Source organism: Streptomyces broussonetiae (assembly GCF_009796285.1).
Classification (GTDB): domain Bacteria; phylum Actinomycetota; class Actinomycetes; order Streptomycetales; family Streptomycetaceae; genus Streptomyces; species Streptomyces broussonetiae.
This window is the reverse complement of sequence record NZ_CP047020.1, coordinates 1,891,366-1,910,796: the sequence shown is the minus strand read 5'-3', so window position 1 is coordinate 1,910,796 and position 19,431 is coordinate 1,891,366. Positions and strand designations below refer to the sequence as shown.

The 19,431-nt window shown below is 75.1% G+C and carries 2 protein-coding genes; both read left to right on the top strand.

Going from position 1 to position 19,431, the window contains the following annotated elements; translation table 11 throughout:
* Window positions 1-56 precede the first annotated feature (56 nt).
* On the top strand, window positions 57-15,452 hold the full coding sequence (locus tag GQF42_RS08835) for a type I polyketide synthase (protein ID WP_158919095.1): 15,396 nt from the start codon (window positions 57-59) through the stop codon (window positions 15,450-15,452).
* Window positions 15,453-15,478: 26 nt separating this feature from the next.
* On the top strand, window positions 15,479-19,387 hold the full coding sequence (locus GQF42_RS08830) for a type I polyketide synthase (RefSeq protein WP_158919094.1): 3,909 nt from the start codon (window positions 15,479-15,481) through the stop codon (window positions 19,385-19,387).
* Window positions 19,388-19,431: the final 44 nt, after the last annotated feature.

The following is a 19,431-nucleotide window of genomic DNA, read 5'->3' as shown; positions in this document are numbered from 1 at the left end:
GTTGACACCCCGGCCCCACCGCAGTCCACCTCTTCGCACAGGAGTGGCGACACCCGATGACCAACGACGAAAAGCTGCTCTCCTACCTCAAGCGGGTCTCCGCCGACCTGGCCCAGACCCGTCAGCGGCTGCGCGAGGTGGAGACCCAGGACCGGGAACCCATCGCCATCGTCGGGATGAGCTGCCGCTTCCCCGGCGGCGTCACCACCCCGGAGGAGTTCTGGCGGCTCGTCCACGACGGCACCGACGCCATCGGTGACTTCCCCGACGACCGGGGCTGGGACGTCGACGGGATCTACGACCCCGACCCGGACGCCACCGGCAAGACCTACGTCAAGCGCGGTGGTTTCCTGGCCGACGCGGCGGGCTTTGAACCGGACTTCTTCGGCATCAGCCCCCGCGAGGCGGTCGCGATGGACCCCCAGCAGCGGCTGCTGCTGGAGGTGTCGTGGGAGGCCCTGGAGCGGGCCCGGATCGCCCCCGACTCGGCGCACGGCGGCCGGATCGGGGTGTTCGCGGGCACCAACGGCCAGGACTACAAGGACCTGTTGGCGAGGATGCCGCAGGACAGCGAGGCGGCGCTCGGCACCGGTGTGCTGGCCGCCGTCATCTCCGGGCGCATCTCCTACACCCTGGGTCTGGAGGGCCCGGCCGTCACCATCGACACCGCCTGCTCCTCGGCACTCGTCGCGGTGCACCTGGCCGTCCAGGCGCTGCGCAACAGGGAATGCACGCTCGCCCTGGCGGGCGGCGCCACCGTGATGTCCACGCCGGGCAACTTCATCGCCTTCTCCCGGCAGCGCGGCCTCGCTGTCGACGGCCGCAGCAAGTCCTTCGCGGACACCGCCGACGGCACCAGCTGGAGCGAGGGCGCCGGCATGCTGGTGCTGGAGCGGCTCAGCGACGCCCGCCGCAACGGCCACGAGGTGCTGGCCGTCGTCCGTGGCTCCGCCGTCAACCAGGACGGCGCATCCAACGGCCTGACCGCACCCAACGGGCCGTCCCAGCAGCGCGTCATCCGGGCCGCGCTCACCGGCGCGCAGCTCGTCCCGGCCGACGTGGACCTCCTGGAGGCCCATGGCACCGGCACCACCCTCGGCGACCCGATCGAGGCGCAGGCCCTGCTGGCCACCTACGGCCAGGACCGGCCGGAGGGCACCCCGTTGTGGCTCGGTTCGGTCAAGTCCAACATCGGGCACACCCAGGCCGCCGCCGGCGTCGCCGGCATCATCAAGGCCGTCATGGCGATACGGCACCAGGTCCTGCCCAAGTCGCTGTTCGCCGACGAGCCGTCCACCAAGGTCGACTGGGACCAGGGCCAGGTCCGCCTGCTCACCGAGAACCGGCCCTGGACCGACCCCGGCCGCCCCCGCCGGGCCGCCGTCTCCTCCTTCGGTGCCAGCGGCACCAACGCGCACACCATCCTGGAGGAGGCCCCCGCCGAGGAGCCGGCGCAGGCCGAGCCGGAGCCGGGGCCGCGCACGGCACCACCCCTGGTCCCGTGGGTGCTCACCGGCCGCACCGAGCGCGCCCTGCGCGAGCAGGCGGCCCGTCTGGTGGCCGCCGTCGGCGAGTCGGCCCCGCAGGACGTGGCGCACTCCCTGGCCGCCACCCGCACCGCCCACCAGTACCGGGCCGTGGTCCTCGGCGCCGACCGCGACGCGCTGATCGAGGCGGCGACGCGCATCGCCGAGGGCGGTGGGGGCGCCGCCTTCGGCCGCGTCCGCAAGGGGCAGACCGCCTTCCTGTTCACCGGACAGGGCTCGCAGCGCGCCGGCATGGGCCGCGGACTCTACGCACACTTCCCGGTGTTCGCCCGCACCGTCGACGAGATCTGCGCGCTGTTCGACGACGACCTGCGCGAGGTGATGTTCGGCGACGACCCCGAGCCGCTGAACCGCACCGCCCGCACCCAGACCGCGCTGTTCGCCTTCGAGGTCGCGCTGTACCGGCTGGTCGAGTCCTGGGGCATGACCCCCGACTACCTGGCCGGACACTCCATCGGCGAGATCGCCGCCGCCCATGTCGCGGGCGTCCTGGACCTGCCGGACGCAGCCACCCTGGTGGCCGCGCGCGGCCGGCTGATGCAGGCGCTGCCCGAGGGCGGCGCCATGATCGCCGTACGCGCCACCGAGGACGAGGTCCGCCCGCTGCTCACCGAGCGGGTCGGCATCGCCGCCGTCAACGGCCCCGACTCCGTGGTGATCTCGGGCGACACCGCCGAGGCCGAGGCGGTGGCCGCCCGCTTCGAGAAGAGCCGGCGGCTCAAGGTCTCGCACGCCTTCCACTCGCCGCTCATGGAGCCGATGCTGGCCGACTTCCGGTCGGTCATCACGTCCCTGACCTTCCACCGGGCCACGATCCCGCTGGTCTCCAACGTCACCGGTTCCCTCGCCACCCAGGACCTCGCCACCCCCGAGTACTGGGTACGCCATGTACGCGAGGCCGTCCGCTTCCACGACGGGATACGCGCCCTCGCCGCCGAGGACGTCACCCGCTTCCTCGAACTCGGCCCCGACGCCGTGCTGACCGCCATGGCCCGCGAGTGCCTGGCCGCAGACGGCACGGAATCCGACGCCGTGCTCGCCGCCGCCACCCGCCGCGAGCACGACGAGACGCAGACTCTGCTCACCGCCGTCGCCCGCATGTACACCGGCGGGTCGGCCGTGGACTGGACCGCGCTGTTCACCGGCGCCCGCACCGTCGACCTGCCCACCACCGCCTTCCAGCGCGAGCGGTTCTGGCCCGAGACTGCCACCACCGTCGGCGACGTCGGCTCCGCCGGACTGGACTCCGCCGACCACCCCCTGCTCGGCGCGGCCACGATGCTGGCCGACTCCGACGGCGCCGTACTCACCGGCCGGCTCTCGGTGCGCACGCACGCCTGGATCGCCGACCACGTCGTCGGCGGCTCGGTCGTCGTCCCCGGCACCGCCATGGTCGAACTCGCCGTCCGGGCCGGCGACCAGGTCGGCTGCGGCCGCCTGGAGGAACTGGCCCTGGAAGTACCGCTGGTGCTGCCCGCGGACGACGGTGTGCGCGTCCAGGTCGCGGTCGGGGCACCGGACGCCTCCGGCGCCCGTACGGTACAGGTGTACGCCCGCGCCGAGAGCCTGCCCGCCGACGAGCCGTGGACGCTGCACGCCTCCGGCCTCCTCGCCGCCGGCACCGACACCCCCGGCACCCGCCTGGACGTCTGGCCCCCCGAGGACGCCGAACCCCTCGACACCACCGGCCTGTACGAGCGGCACGCCGCCGCCGGACTGGAGTACGGCCCCGGCTTCCGGGCCCTGACGGCCGCCTGGCGGCGCGGCGAGGAGGTGTTCGCCGAGGTACGACTGCCCGAGCGGCCCGCCGCCGACGCGCCCCGCTTCGGCCTGCACCCCGCCGCCTTCGACGCGGCCCTGCACTCCCTGGCACTGCTCGGCGACGGCTCCGCCGACGACACCGCCCGGCTGCCCTTCATGTTCGCGGGCGTCACCCTGCACGCCGTCGGCGCCTCCGTGCTGCGAGCGCGGCTGGTGCCCGCCGGACCGGACGCCTTCGCCGTCGACCTGGCCGACGCCACCGGCGCCCCGGTCGCCACGGTCACCTCGCTGGCCTCCCGCCCCCTCACCAACCTGCGTGCGGCCCGGGACACCACCGCGGACGCCCTGTTCACCCTCGAATGGCAGCCGCTGCCCCTGGGGATCGACGCCCCCGACACCGACCACCGGGTGCTGCACAGCACACCGGGCACCGACGCGGCCGCCGTACGGGAAACGCTGCACAGCGCGCTCGCGGCCCTCCAGGACGACGACCCGCGCCCGCTGGCCGTGGTCACCCATGGCGCGGTGAGTGTCGCGGGCGAGGACGTGTCCGACCTGGCCGGCGCGGCCGTGTGGGGCCTGGTGCGGTCCGCGCAGTCGGAGAACCCGGACCGGTACGTGCTGCTCGACCTCGCACCGGGCACGGATGCCGCGTCCGTCCTGCCCGCCGTCCTCGCCTCCGGCGAACCGCAGGTCGCACTGCGCTCCGGCGCCGCGTACGCGGCGCGTCTCGTACGCACCGAAATGCCGCAGGAACCAGCCGGGTTGGGTCTTGATCCCGAGGGCACGGTCCTCCTCACCGGCGCCACCGGCGGCCTCGGCCCGGTGCTCGCCCGGCACCTGGTCACCGCGTACGGCGTTCGTCACCTCGCGCTGCTCAGCCGTTCGGGCAACTCGAGCGACCTGATCGCCGAACTCGCCGGCCTCGGCGCCACCGCGACCGCCCACGCCTGCGACGTCGCCGACCGCGACGCCCTCGCCGCCGCGCTGGCCGGCATCCCGGCCGAGCACCCGCTCACCGCGGTCGTGCACGCCGCCGGCATCCTGGACGACGGCGTGGTCGCCTCGCTCACCCCCGAGCGGCTCGACAGGGTCCTTGCACCGAAGGCGCTCGGCGCCCTGCACCTGCACGAACTCACGGACGGGCTTTCGGCGTTCGTGCTGTTCTCGTCCGTCGCCGGCACCGTCGGCGCCCCGGGCCAGGGCAACTACGCCGCCGCCAACGCCCTCCTGGACGCCCTCGCCGCGCACCGTCGGGCCCAGGGGGCGCCCGCGCTGTCCCTGGCGTGGGGCCCGTGGGCCCCGTCCGGCGGCATGACCAGCTCCCTGGACGAGGCCGACCGCGCCCGGATGGCGCGTGGCGGCATGACCGCGCTGTCGGCCGAGGAGGGCACCGCCCTGTTCGACCTGGCCGTGCGCGTCGGCCGCCCCGCGGTGGCACCGGTGCGGCTCAGCCTGCCTGCGCTGCGCGCCCAGGGCAGCGGCCTCGCATCGGTCTTCCGTGCGCTCGCGGGCCGCTCGGTGCGCCGGGCAGCCGCCGCCGAGGGGGCCGACACCGGCTTCGCCGAGCGGATGGCCGGCCTCGGGGACGAGGAGCGCGCCGAGGCGTTGCTGCACACCGTCCGCACCCACGTGGCCGCCGTGCTCGGCCACGCCGACCCCGGCGGCGTGGAGAGCGATCGGGCCTTCAAGGACCTCGGCTTCGACTCGCTCGCCGCCATCGAGCTGCGCAACTCCCTCTCCGCCGAGCTGGACCAGCGGCTGAGCGCCACCCTCGTCTTCGACCACCCGTCCCCCGAGGCGCTCGCCGCCCACCTCGGCACCCTGGTCGGCGGCGCCCGCGCCGGAACCCGCCGGGCCCGTCGTACCGTGACGGCCCGCGCGGACGAGCCGCTTGCCATCGTGGGTCTGGCGTGCCGCTACCCGGGCGACGTCCGCAGTCCCGAGGACCTGTGGCGGCTGGTCGCCGACGGCACCGACGCCATCACCCCCTTCCCCGCCAACCGGGGCTGGGACGTGGACCGCATCGTCGACGCCGGCCGGCAGCGGCCCGACACCTCCTACGTCGGCGAGGGCGGATTCCTGCACGACGCGGGCGAGTTCGACGCCCCGTTCTTCGGCATCAGCCCCAAGGAAGCCCTCGTCATGGACCCACAGCAGCGGCTGCTGCTGGAGGTGTCCTGGGACGCGCTGGAAAGCGCGGGCATCGACCCGCACACCCTCAAGGGCAGCCGCACCGGTGTGTTCGCCGGTGTCCAGTACCACGACTACTTCGGCAGCTTCGGCTCCGGCAGCATCATCTCCGGGCGCATCGCCTACACCCTGGGCCTGGAGGGTCCGTCGCTCTCCGTCGACACGGCCTGCTCCTCCTCGCTGGTGGCGCTGCACCTGGCCGCGCAGTCGCTGCGGCAGGGCGAGTCCAGCCTCGCGCTGGTCGGCGGTGTCGCCGTGATGGCCACCCCGGAGACGTTCATCGAGTTCAGCCGGCAGGGCGCGCTCGCCCCGGACGCCCGCACCCGCGCCTTCGCCGACGCGGCGGGCGGCACCGTGTGGGGCGAGGGCGTCGGCGTCATGGTGGTGGAGCGGCTGTCCGACGCCCGCCGCAACGGGCACGAGGTGCTCGCCGTGGTCCGTGGTACCGCCGTCAACCAGGACGGTGCCTCCAACGGCCTGACCGCCCCCAACGGCCCCTCCCAGGAACGCGTCATCCTCGAAGCCCTGGAGAACGCCCGCCTCACCACCGCCGACGTGGACATCGTGGAGGCCCACGGTACCGGTACGACGCTGGGCGACCCGATCGAGGCGCAGGCGCTGCTGGCCACCTACGGCCGGGAACGCCCCGAGGACACCCCGCTGTGGCTCGGCTCGGTCAAGTCCAACATCGGGCACACCCAGGCCGCCGCCGGTGTCGCCGGCGTCATCAAGATGGTGATGGCCATGCGGCACGGGATCCTGCCGCAGACCCTGCACGTCGACCGGCCGTCCACGAAGGTCGACTGGGACGCCGGTCAGGTGCGGCTGCTGACCGAGCAGCAGGACTGGCCCCAGCACGGGCGGCCGCGCCGGGCCGGTGTGTCCTCCTTCGGCATCTCCGGCACCAACGCGCACGTCATCCTCGAACAGGCACCGCCCGCCCCCGCCGAGCCCCCGCACGGCGGACCCGAGGGTCTCGCCGTCCCGTGGCTGCTCACCGCCAAGACGCCCGCCGCGCTCTCCGGCCAGGCCGCGGCCCTGCTCGGCCACCTCGACACCCACTGCGAGCCGTCCCCCTCCGACATCGGCTGGTCGCTCGCCACCGCCCGCGCCCGCTTCCCGCACCGGGCCGCGATCACCGGCGCCGACCCGGCCGAACTGCGCGAAGCCCTGGCCGCGCTGGCCGACGGCACCACCGCCCGCACCCTCGTCCAGGGCACCGCCGCCGGCCGCGCCCGGCCCGTGTTCGTCTTCCCCGGCCAGGGCTCCCAGTGGTCCGGCATGGCCACCCGACTGCTCGACGAATCCCCGGTGTTCGCTGCCCGCATGGCCGAGTGCGCCGCCGCCCTCGCGCCGTACACCGACTGGGACTTCCACACCGAGCTGCGCGGCGACCTCGACCGCGTCGACGTCGTCCAGCCGCTGCTGTGGGCGGTGATGGTGTCCCTGGCGCACACCTGGAGCGCGTACGGCGTCACCCCGGCCGCCGTCATCGGACACTCCCAGGGCGAGATCGCCGCCGCCTGCGCGGTCGGCGCCCTGTCCCTCCAGGACGGCGCCCGGGTCGTCGCCCTGCGCTCGCAGGCCATCGCCGAACTGCTCTCCGGCTCCGGCGGCATGATGTCCGTGGCCGAGGGCGCCGACGCGGTCCGCGCCCGGCTCACCGCCTGGGACGGCCGGCTGTCCGTCGCCGCCGTCAACGGCGCCGCCTCCACGGTGGTGTCCGGCGACCCCGACGCCCTCGACGAACTCCTCGGCCGGCTGCGGGAGGAGAAGGTCCGCGCCAAGCGTCTGCCCGTGGACTACGCCTCCCACAGTGCCCACGTCGAGACCCTGCGCGAGCGCCTCGCCGACGTCCTCGACGGCATCGAGCCACGCGCCACCCAGGTGCCGTTCTACTCGACCGTCACCGGCGGCCCGGTCGACACCACGGAACTCGGCGCCGGGTACTGGTACACCAACCTGCGCGGAACCGTGCTCTTCGAGGACGCCGTGCGCGCCGCCGTCACCGACGGCCACCAGCTGTTCATCGAGTCCAGCCCGCACCCCGTGCTGACCGTCGGCATCCAGGAGACCGACGACGCCGTGGCCGCCGTGGGCTCCCTGCGCCGTGACGAAGGCGGCCGCGACCGGATGCTGATCGCCCTCGGCGAGGCGTTCACCCACGGCGCCGACGTCGACTGGGCCGCCGTCGCCGAGGGCCGCCGCCCGCGCCGCGTCCCGCTGCCCGGGTATGCCTTCCAGCGCGAGTGGTACTGGCTCGACTCCACCGCGACCGGCGCCGACGTCACCTCCGCCGGACTCGCCCCCACCGACCACGCCCTGCTCGGCGCCGCGATGGTACGGGCCGACAGCGAGGGCGCCGTCCTCACCGGACGCCTCTCACCCGGCACCCAGCCCTGGCTGGCGGACCACCGGGTCGGCGGCCGGCTGCTCTTCCCCGGCACCGGGCACCTCGAACTCGCCCTGCGCGCCGGTGACCAGGTCGGCTGCGGCGACATCGCCGAACTCACCCTGCACGCCCCGCTGGTCCTGCCCGACCACGGCGCCGTCCAGCTCCAGGTCGCCGTCGGCGCACCCGAGGGGGACACCCGCCCGGTCACCATCTGGTCCCGTCCGGAGAGCCCGGACGAGGAACTCCCCTGGACCCGGCACGCCGACGGCCTCCTCGCCCCGACCGGCACCCTCCCGGCCGACTCCGACCCGCTCACCGCATGGCCCCCGCAGGGCGCCGAGGCCGTGAGCCTCGACGGCCTGTACGACGAACTCGCCGCCCTCGGCCTCGGCTACGGCCCGCTCTTCCAGGGCCTGCGCGCCGCCTGGCGCACCGTGGACGGCCTGTACGCGGAGGTCGCCACCGACGCCGCACCCGACGGCTTCGGGCTGCACCCGGCCCTGTCGGACGCCGCCCTGCACACCGTCGGCCTCACCGACGCGGCGGGCGAACAGGCACTGCTGCCGTTCGCCTGGTCCGGGGTGCGGCTGCATGCCACCGGCGCGAGTGCGCTGCGTGTCCGTGTCCGGCCCACCGGCGAGGGCACCGTCTCCCTCACCCTCGCCGACCCCACGGGCGTGCCCGTCGCCACCGTCGACTCGCTCACCCTGCGGCCCCTCAGGACCGAGGCGCTCGAGGCCGCGTCCGGCTCGGCCCGCGCGGGCGGGCTGTACCGGGTCGACTGGGTGCCGGCACCTTCGGCCACGCAGCCCGCCGAGGCGGCGGAGGTGGTGCGGGCCCCGGCCGGGGTCGGCGCCGCCGCGGTCCGGGCGGCCGTCGACACGGTCCTGGACGAGCTGCGCGCCCGGCTCGCCGGCGACGACCGCAACCTCGTGGTCGTCGCCGGCACCGACCCGGCGGGAGCCGCGGTCGGCGGACTGGTCCGCTCGGCCCAGTCGGAGAACCCCGGCCGGATCGTCCTCGTCGAGGCCGACGAGGAGGTGGACACCGCACGCCTCGCCGAGGCGGTCGCCATCGCCGAGCCGCACCTGGCCCTGCGCGAGGGAGCCTGGCTGGTGCCCCGGCTCACCCGCGTCACCGAGGGACCGGACGCGAGCGAGAGCCCCGGCCTGGGCACCGGCACCGTCCTGCTCACCGGCGCCACCGGCGCCCTCGGCGGGATCCTCGCCCGGCATCTGGTCGCCGTCCGGGACGTACGGCACCTGCTGCTGCTCAGCCGCAGCGGCAACACCGCCGGCCTCGTCGCCGAACTCACCGAGCTGGGCGCCGAGGTGACGTCCGTCGCCTGCGACGTCGCCGACCGGGCCGCGCTCGCCGCCGTCCTGGATGCCGTACCGGCCGACCGACCGCTGACCGCCGTGATCCACGCGGCCGGTGTCCTCGCCGACGGCGTGCTCACCTCGCTGACCCCGGAGCGGATCGACACCGTGTTCCGGCCGAAGGTCGACGCCGCCTGGAACCTGCACGAACTCACCGCGGACCTCGACCTGTCGGCGTTCGTGCTCTTCTCCTCGTCCGCCGCCACCCTCGGCTCGCCGGGCCAGGCCAACTACGCCGCCGCCAACGCCTACCTCGACGCGCTCGCCGTACACCGCCGGACCCTCGGACTGCCCGCGCACTCCCTGGCCTGGGGCCTGTGGGCACAGGCGGGCGGCATGACCGGCACCCTCGACGAGACGGACCTCACCCGCATCTCCCGCGGCGGTGTCGCCCCGCTGGAGACCGACGAGGGCGTCGCCCTCTTCGACGCCGCGGTGCGCGGCGCCGATCCGGCCGTGCTGCCGGTGAAGCTGGACCTGGCGGCCCTGCGCGCCCAGGGCGAGGGCCTGGCTCCGCTGCTGCGGGCCCTGGTGCCCGTGCGCCGGGCCGGTGCGGCCGGCGGGCAGAGCGGAGCCGGCGGCGCCGACGCCCTGCGGGAGCGGCTCGCCGGACTGCTGGAGGGGGAACGGGAGCCCTTCCTCACCGCACTCGTGCAGAACCACGTGGCGACCATCCTCGGCTACCGCTCCACGCAGGACGTCGGCCGCACCCTCGCCTTCAGGGAGCTGGGCTTCGACTCGCTGGCGGCCGTGGAACTGCGCAACCGGCTCTCGGCGGCGACCGGCCTGCGGCTGCCCGCCACCCTGGTGTTCGACCACCCCACCCCCGCCGAACTCGCCGCCCATCTGCTCGGTGAACTCACCGGTACGCTCGCCGAGGTGACGCGCAGCCCGGCGTCCCGCAGCGCTGCCGCCGCCGACGAACCGATCGCCGTCATCGGCATGGCCTGTCGCTTCCCCGGCAGCGTCGCCTCGCCGGAGGACCTGTGGCGGCTGGTGGCCGAAGGCCGCGACGCCGTCGGCGAGTTCCCGACCGACCGCGGCTGGGACGTCGAGAACCTCTACGACCCGACCCTGGACCGGCCCGGCACCAGCTACACCCGGCACGGCGCCTTCCTGTACGACGCCGCCGACTTCGACCCGGCGTTCTTCGCCATGGACGACGAGGAGGCGGAGGTCACCGACCCGCAGCAGCGGCTGCTGCTGGAGACCTCGTGGGAGGCGCTGGAGCGGGCCGCCATCGACCCCGCCACCCTGCGCGGCTCCGACACCGGTGTGTTCGCGGGCGTGATGTACCACGACTACTTCGGCAGCTTCGGCTCCGGCAGCGTGGTCTCCGGCCGGGTCGCCTACACCCTGGGCCTGGAGGGGCCGACCCTGTCGGTCGACACGGCCTGCTCCTCGTCGCTGGTGGCGCTGCACCTGGCCGCCCAGGCCCTGCGGCAGGGCGACTGCTCGCTGGCGCTGGCCGGCGGCGTGACCGTCATGGCCACCCCGGGCACCTTCGTCGAGTTCAGCCGGCACCGGGGCCTGGCCCGAGACGGCCGCTGCAGGCCGTTCGCGGACGCCGCCGACGGCACCGGGTTCGGCGAGGGCGCCGGCGTGCTGCTGCTGGAGCGCCTGTCCGACGCCCGCCGGCGCGGCCACAACATCCTCGCCGTACTGCGCGGCACCGCCGTCAACCAGGACGGTGCCTCCAACGGCATCAGTGCCCCGAACGGCCCCGCCCAGCAGCGCGTCATCCGCCGTGCACTGCAGGCGGCCGGGCTCCGGGCGGCCGACGTCGACGTGGTCGAGGCCCACGGCACCGGCACCACCCTCGGCGACCCCATCGAGGCGCAGGCGCTGATCGCCACCTACGGCGCCGAGCACACCGAGGACAGCCCGCTGTGGCTCGGCTCGGTCAAGTCCAACCTGGGCCACACCCAGGCCGCCGCCGGTGTCGCCGGGGTCATCAAGATGGTCGAGGCCATCCGCAACGAGACCCTGCCGGCCAGCCTCGGCGTCGACCGGCCGTCCCGGCACGTGGAGTGGGAGGGCGCGGGCGTCCGCCTGCTCACCGAGAACCGTTCCTGGCCCGACCCGGGGCGCCCGCGCCGCGCCGGCATCTCCTCCTTCGGCATCTCCGGCACCAACGCCCATGTGATCATCGAGGCCGCGCCCGAGCCGGAGCCGGTCCAGGAGCCCGCCACCCCGGCGACCGCCGCCGTGCCATGGCTGCTCTCCGGCCACACCCCGGACGCCCTGCGCGCCCAGGCCGCCCGGCTGCTGGAGCACCTGTCCGCCACCGCGGACACCGACCCGTACCGCCTCGCCGGTGCGCTGGCCCACGCCCGTACCCGGCTCGTCCACCGGGCCGCCGTCCTCGGTCGCACCCGCGACGAACTGACCGCCGGCGTACGGGCGTTGGCGCAGGGCCGTACCCCGCAGGCCGGAGTCCTCGGCACCGCCGCCGACGGACGGCTAGCCTTCCTCTTCTCCGGCCAGGGCTCGCAGCTGCCGGGCATGGGCACCCGCCTCGCGGCGGCGTTCCCCGCCTTCGCCGCCGCCTTCGACGAGGTCTGCGCTCACCTGAACCCGCTGCTGGACCGGCCGCTCGCCGAGGTCCTGGACTCCGCCGGGCTTCTGGAGCGCACCGAGTACACCCAGCCCGCGCTGTTCGCCGTCGAAGTGGCCCTGTACCGGCTGCTGGAGTCCTTCGGCGTCCGGCCCGACCTGCTCGCCGGGCACTCCGTCGGCGAGTTCGCCGCCGCCCATGTCGCGGGCGTGCTCGACCTGAAGGACGCCTGCACGCTCGTCGCCGCCCGGGGACGCCTCATGCAGGCCCTGCCCGAGGGCGGCGCGATGATCGCCGTCAACGCCACCGAGGACGAGGTCGCTGCGCTGCTGGGCGACGGGGTGGGCATCGCCGCCGTCAACGGGCCCACGTCGGTCGTCGTCTCCGGCCCCGCCGAAGCGGCCCGCGCCCTGGCCGCCCGCTTCGAACGCACCAAGGAACTGGCCGTCAGCCACGCCTTCCACTCGGCTCTGATGGAGCCGATGCTGCAGGAGTTCCGCGAGATCGCCGCCTCGCTGTCGTACGGCAGGCTGCGCATCCCGCTGGTGTCCACCCTCACCGGTGCCCCGGCCGACCCCGACGAGCTGTGCACGCCCGAGTACTGGGTACGGCACGCCCGTGAGGCCGTCCGCTTCGCCGATGCCGTCACCGCCCTGCACGACGCGGGTGTGCGGCACTTCGCCGAGGTCGGCCCGGGCAGCGCGCTGACCGCCGCCGCCGGCGAGTGCCTGCCCGACGGGGCGGCCGTCGTACCGCTGCTGCGCAAGGACCGCGAGGAGACCGAGGCCTTCGTCGCCGGGCTCGCCGCTCTTCACGTGCACGGTGCGGCCGTCGACTGGACGGCGCTGCTGCCGCACCGCGACGGCTCGGACCTGCCCACCTACGCCTTCCAGCGCAGCCGCCACTGGATGACGGGCGACCTCGGCCTGCCGCGCCCGGCCGCCGACCACCCTCTGCTCGGCACCGCCGTCGAACTCGCCGGCGCCGACGGCCTCCTGTACACCGGCCGCCTCTCCCTCGCCGAGCACCCGTGGCTGGCGGACCACAGCGTCGGTGGCGTGCCGCTGCTGCCGGGCACCGCCTTCGTCGAGATGGCCCTGGCCGCCGGCGGCCGCGTCGGCTGCGGCACGGTGGAGGACCTGACCGTCACCGAGCCGCTGGTGCTGCCCGAGGACGGCGCCGTCCGCCTGCAGTGCACGGTCGGCGAGCCCGACGCGTCCGGCGCGCGCGCCTTCCGCGTCCACGCTGCCGCGGCCGACGGCGACCCGTGGACCGCCCACGCCACCGGACTGCTGCGGCCCGCCGAGGAGCGAGCGGCCCACGACCTTGCCGCGTGGCCGCCGCCCGGCGCCGAACCGGTCGACCTGGACGGCGTCTATGACCGGCTCGCCGGGCTGGGCGCCGAGTACGGGCCCCGCTTCCAGGGCCTCGTCGCCGCCTGGCGGCGCGGTGACGAGACGTACGCCGAGGTCGCCGTCCCCACCGACGGCGCCGCATTCGGTCTGCACCCGGCGCTGTTCGACTCCGCCCTGCACGCCATCGGGCTGCGCGCCGGAGCCGAGGAGCGCATGACGCTGCCCTTCGCCTGGAACGGCGTCGAGCTGTACACGCGGGGCGTGAGCGCCCTCAGGGTGCGGATCGCCCCGGCAGGCACCGGCGCCGTGCGCATCGAGGCCGCCGACGAGAGCGGGCAGCCCGTGGCGCGCGTGGCGTCGCTGTCCCTGCGCGAGGTGGACCCGCAGCGGATCGCCGCGGCCGCCGCGGGCGGACACGACGACCTGTTCGCCCTCGACTGGGCGCCCCTCTCCGTGCCCGCGGCCCCGCAGGCCGGACGCTGGACCGTACTCGGCGCAGGCAGCACGGAGTTGGCCGGAGCACTGGCCGGGGAGGTCGCCGAGGTCGCCGTCGCCGCCGAGCTGACCGAGGCCGCGGAACAGGCCCCGGACACCGTGGTCCTCGTGCACACCGGCGGCGACACACCGGAGGCGATCCGGGCCGGTGTCCGCGAACTGCTCTCCCAGGTGCAGGAGTGGCTGGCCGACGACCGGTTCGCCGAGACCACCCTGGTGGTCGCCACCAGCGGCGCCGGAGGTCCCGAGGGCGTCACCGACCCGGGTGCCGCCGCCGCGTGGGGGCTGATCCGCTCCGCCCAGTCCGAGCACCCCGACCGGCTGGTCCTCGCCGACCTGGACGACACGGACGCCTCCCGGCGCCTGCTGCCCTCCGCCGTCGCCTCCGGCGAGCCCCAACTGGCGCTGCGAAACGGCATGTCGAACGTTCCCCGGCTGGTGCGGGCCCCGCGGGCGGCCGCAGCCGCCCCGGCCGACTGGTCCGGCGGCGTCCTCGTCACCGGCGGCACCGGCGCTCTCGGCCGGCTGGTCGCCCGGCACCTGGTCACCGCGCACGGCGCGGAGCGGCTGGTGCTGCTCAGCCGCAGCGGACCGGAGGGGCCCGGCGCGGCCGAACTGGGCGAGGAACTCACGGCGCTCGGCGCGCAGGTGACGATCGTCGCCTGCGACGCCGCCGACCGCACCGCCCTCGCCCGGGTCCTGGACGAACACCCGGTCCGCGCGGTCGTCCACACCGCGGGCGTCCTGGCCGACGCCGTCCTGACCTCGCTCACGCCCGAGCGGCTGGACACCGTCCTGCGGCCCAAGCTGGACGCCGCCTGGAACCTGCACGAGCTGACCCGGGAACGCCCGCTGACCGCGTTCGTGCTGTTCTCCTCCGCGGCCGGCCTGCTCGGCAGCCCCGGCCAGTCCGGCTACGCCGCCGGCAACACCTTCCTAGACGCCCTCGCCGTCCACCGCCGCTCGCTCGGCCTGCCCGCGGTCTCCCTCGCCTGGGGCGCCTGGGCGGGCAGCGGCGGCATGGCCGACCGGCTCGGCGACACCGACAGCCGCCGGATGGCCTCCGGCGGGGTGCTCGCCCTCGACGCGGAGGCGGGGCTCGCCCTGTTCGACACGGGCGTGGGCCGGGACGAGCCGGTCCTGCTGCCGGCCCGGCTCGATCTCGCCCCGCGCGAGGCCGCCCGGGTCGCCCCGCTGCTGCGCTCCCTGGTGCGGGCCCCGCGCCGTACCGGGTCCGGAGCGTCGGCCGCCGTGTCGGCACTCCGCCGCGAACTGGCCGGACTCGCACCGAAGGAGCGCACCGAACGGCTGCTGCGGCTGGTGCGGGACGAGGCCGGGGCAGTGCTCGGCATCGAGGAACTGGCGAACGAACTGCCCTTCAAGGACCTCGGCTTCGACTCGCTGACCGCCGTCGAGTTCCGCAACCGGCTCAACGAGGCCACCGGGCTGCGGCTGACCGCCACGCTCGTCTTCGACCACCCCACGCCGGCCGCGCTCACCGAGCACCTCGCCGCCGAACTGGCCCCCCGCCCCGCCGACGGCGAGCGCGACGAGGCGGATACCGTGCGGGCCGCGCTCGCCGCCATCCCGGTGGGCCGGCTCCGCGAAGCGGGCCTGCTGGACAGCCTGCTCGAACTCGCCGGGCTGCGGCCCGCGTCCCAGTCGGCGGCAGCCGGTGAACCCAGCCGCGCACCGATCGCCGCGATGGACGCCGAGAGCCTGATCAGCATGGCGCTGGACGATCTCGTCGAGGACGACGACGCCCTGTGACGGCGTCCGTGACAAGGAAGAGGACCATGGCCGAGTCCGAGAAGCCGGACACCAGGATGGTCGAGGCACTGCGTGCCTCGCTGGAGAAGATCGAGCGGCTGCAGGAACGCAACCGTGTACTGACCGCGGCGGCCCGGGAACCCATCGCGATCGTCGGCATGGCCTGCCGCTACCCGGGCGGCGTCCGGTCCCCCGAGGACCTGTGGCGCCTGGTCGCGGACGGCGCCGAGGGCATCACCGAATTCCCCGCCGACCGGGGCTGGGACCCGGAGCTGTACGACCCGACGCCAGGCACACCGGGCCGCTCCTACACCCGCGAGGGCGGATTCCTGCACGACGCGGGCGAGTTCGACGCCGCGTTCTTCGGGATCAGCCCGAACGAGGCCCTCGTCATGGACCCGCAGCAGCGCCTCCTGCTGGAGGGCTCCTGGGAGGCGCTGGAGAGCGCAGGCATCGATCCCGTGTCGCTGCGCGGCAGCCGCACCGGTGTGTTCGCGGGCGTGATGTACCACGACTACTTCGGCAGCTTCGGCTCCGGCAGCATCGTCTCCGGCCGGGTCGCCTACACCCTGGGCCTGGAGGGACCGACCCTGTCCGTCGACACGGCCTGCTCCTCGTCGCTCGTCACCGTGCACCTGGCCGCCCAGGCACTGCGGCAGGGCGAGTGCACGCTGGCGCTGGCCGGGGGAGTGACGGTGATGGCCTCGCCGGGCACCTACGTCGAGTTCAGCCGGCAGGGCGCCCTCTCCCCGGACGGGCGCTGCCGCTCCTTCGCCGACGACGCCTCCGGCACCGGGTTCTCCGAAGGCCTGGGAGTCCTCGTCCTGGAGCGGCTGTCGGACGCGCGGGCCAACGGGCATCCGGTGCTGGCTGTGGTTCGCGGTTCCGCCGTGAACCAGGACGGTGCGTCCAACGGGCTGACGGCGCCGAACGGTCCCTCGCAGCAGCGGGTGATCCGGCAGGCGCTGGCGGCGGCGCGGCTGTCGGCGGCCGACGTGGACGTGGTCGAGGCGCACGGCACGGGTACGACGCTGGGTGACCCGATCGAGGCGCAGGCGCTGCTGGCCACCTATGGTCAGGACCGGCCCGCCGGTGAGCCGTTGTGGCTGGGCTCGGTGAAGTCCAACATCGGGCACACGCAGGCCGCCGCCGGTGTCGCGGGCGTCATCAAGGTGGTGATGGCGATGCGCAACGGCGTGCTGCCGAGGACGCTGCACGTGGACGCGCCGTCCACCAAGGTCGACTGGGACACCGGACAGGTACGGCTGCTGACGCAGCAGCGGGACTGGCCCCGGGCAGACCGGCCGCGGCGCGCGGGCGTCTCCTCCTTCGGGATCAGCGGCACCAACGCCCACACGATCATCGAGGAGCCGTCCGCGCAGGACCGGCCGGTGACGGACGGTGAAGCGGCGGCCGTCGACGCCGAAGCCCCGGCTGTCGTATGGCCCCTGTCCGCCCGGTCCGCACAGGCTCTGCCGGCACAGGCCGAGCGGTTGCACGCGTTCGTGGCCGACCGGCCCGAGCTGTCCGCGGCGGCCGTCGCGCGGGCCCTCGGCACCCGGCGGGCCGTCTTCGACCACCGCGCGGCCGTCACGGGTACCGACCGGAACCAGCTCCTGGCCGCTCTGCACGCCCTCGCCACCGGGTCGCCCGCCCCTTCGGTGATCACCGGAAAGGCTCGGACAGGGACACGTACGGCGTTCCTGTTCACCGGTCAGGGCGCCCAACGCCTCGGCATGGGCCTCGAACTGCGCGCCCGGTACCCGGTGTTCGCGGAGTCCTTCGACGCGGTCGACGCCCGGTTCGGCCTGGACCTCGCCGGGTTGCTGGCGGGCGACGACGCCGAGGCCGTCCAGCGCACGCAGTACGCGCAGACGGCCCTGTTCGCCTTCGAAGTGGCTCTGTTCCGGCTGCTGGAGTCCTTCGGCGTGCGGCCCGACATCCTGGCCGGGCACTCCGTGGGGGAACTCGCCGCCGCCCATGTGGCGGGCGTCCTGGACCTGGACGACGCCTGCACGCTGGTCGCCGCCCGCGGTCGGCTCATGCAGGCGCTGCCGGAAGGCGGCGCGATGGTCGCCGTACAGGCCACCGAGGACGAGATACGGCCGCTGCTGGACGGCCGGGTCGGGCTCGCCGCGGTCAACGGGCCCTCCTCCGTGGTCCTTTCGGGCGAGGCGGAGGCGGTGCTGGCTGCCGCCGAGGGCTTCGCGAAGACCAAGCGGCTCTCCGTCTCGCACGCCTTCCACTCGCCGCTGATGGACGGCATGCTCGACGCATTCCGTTGCGTGGCCGAGAAGTTGACCTACCACGAGCCGCGCATCCCGCTGGTCTCCACCCTCACCGGCCGCCGCGCCGACAGCGCGCAGCTGCGCGACCCCGGCTACTGGGTACGGCATGTGCGCGAGACGGTCCGCTTCGCCGATGCCGTCGGCGCCCTCTCCGCCTCCGGCGCGGGCCGCTTCGTCGAACTCGGCCCCGACGCCGTCCTGACCGGGCTCGCCCGCGCGTGCGCGGAAGCCGACGGCGCCGTCTTCGTCGCCCTCGGGCGGCGCACCGGCAGCGAGCCCGTGGCGCTGATGTCCGGGCTCGCCCGCCTGTACACCGACGGCCTCGCCCCGCACTGGGCGGCACTCTTCCCCGGTACGGCCCACGCCGACCTGCCCACCTACGCCTTCCGGCACGAACGGTACTGGCTGAACGCGGACGTCGCCCTCACCGCCGGACCGCTCGCCGAGCCGGTGCCGCCCGCCGCGGACGCCGAGCCGACGGACACCGAGCCGTTGCGACGGCGGCTGGCCGGTGCGACCACGGTCGAGCAGGAGGCGTTGCTGACCGACGTGGTCCGGGCCCAGACCGCGGCGATCCTCGGCCATGCGGGAGCGGAGGCCGTCGAACCCGATGCCGTCTTCCTGGAGATCGGCATGGACTCCGTCTCCGCGGCCGAACTCCGCGGTGCCCTCGGCACCGCTCTGGGCATTGCCCTGCCCGCCGGCGCCGTCTTCGACCACCGCACGCCGGCCGCCCTCGCCGCGGTCCTGCGCGACCACCTCGCCGACGGCGGCCGGCCGGCCCCGGCCGACGGCGGACCGGACCTCGAATCGGTCGGCGGACTGGTGCGGCGCGCGGCGGCCGACGGGCGGATGGCGCAGGCCATCGACCTCTTGCGGACCGTCGCCGAGATCCTCCCGGGCTTCTCGTGCCTGGCCGAGTTCGGGCACGTCACCGATCCGGTGCGGCTGGCCACCGGTGGCGACGACACCGTGTCGCGTCTGGTCTGCCTGCCCTCGCCGATGGCACTGGGCGGCGCACACCAGTACGCCCGGTTCGCCCGCCACTTCCAGGGCCGCCGGGACGTCCTGGTGCCCGCGATGCCCGGCTTCGGCCCCGGCGATCCGCTGCCGCGTTCGGTGGACGCGGTGGTGGAGGTGGTCGTCGAGGGCATCCGCCGGGCCTGCCCGGACGAGCGGCCGTACGTCCTCGTCGGCTACTCCTCCGGCGGCCAGTTCGCCCATGCGGCGGCCGAGATCATGGAGAAGGCCGGCCGGCCCGCCTCCGGGGTGGTGCTGCTCGACACCTATCTGCCCGGGGACGACGGCAAGGACGACCTGTGGCGGCAGATGTTCGACGGGATGCTGGACCGCGAGTCGTCCCTCGGCGGCTTCGGCACCGCCCGCCTCGCCGCCATGAGCCGCTACAGCGACCTGATCCAGCGCTGCATGCCGGGTGCCCTGACGGCGCCGGTGCTGTTCGCGCGGCCCGAGGAGTCCTTCGCGACCGGCACCGGCACCGACGACTGGCGGGCAGCCTGGCCCGCGGACCACGAACCGGTCGACGTACCCGGCACTCACTTCACCATCCTGGAGGACTTCGCCGCGGCCACCGCCGAGGCCGTCGAGCGATGGCTGACGGCCGTACGGGCCACGGGCACCCCCTGACGACGAGCGATGTCCGCCCCCTGGCGAAGAGCAGGAGACACACA

Excerpts from the sequence above, each read along its gene's own strand:
- GQF42_RS08835 (WP_158919095.1), top strand. The coding sequence starts at position 57 with ATGACCAACGACGAAAAGCTGCTCTCCTACCTCAAGCGGGTCTCCGCC.
- GQF42_RS08830 (WP_158919094.1), top strand. The coding sequence starts at position 15,479 with ATGGCCGAGTCCGAGAAGCCGGACACCAGGATGGTCGAGGCACTGCGT.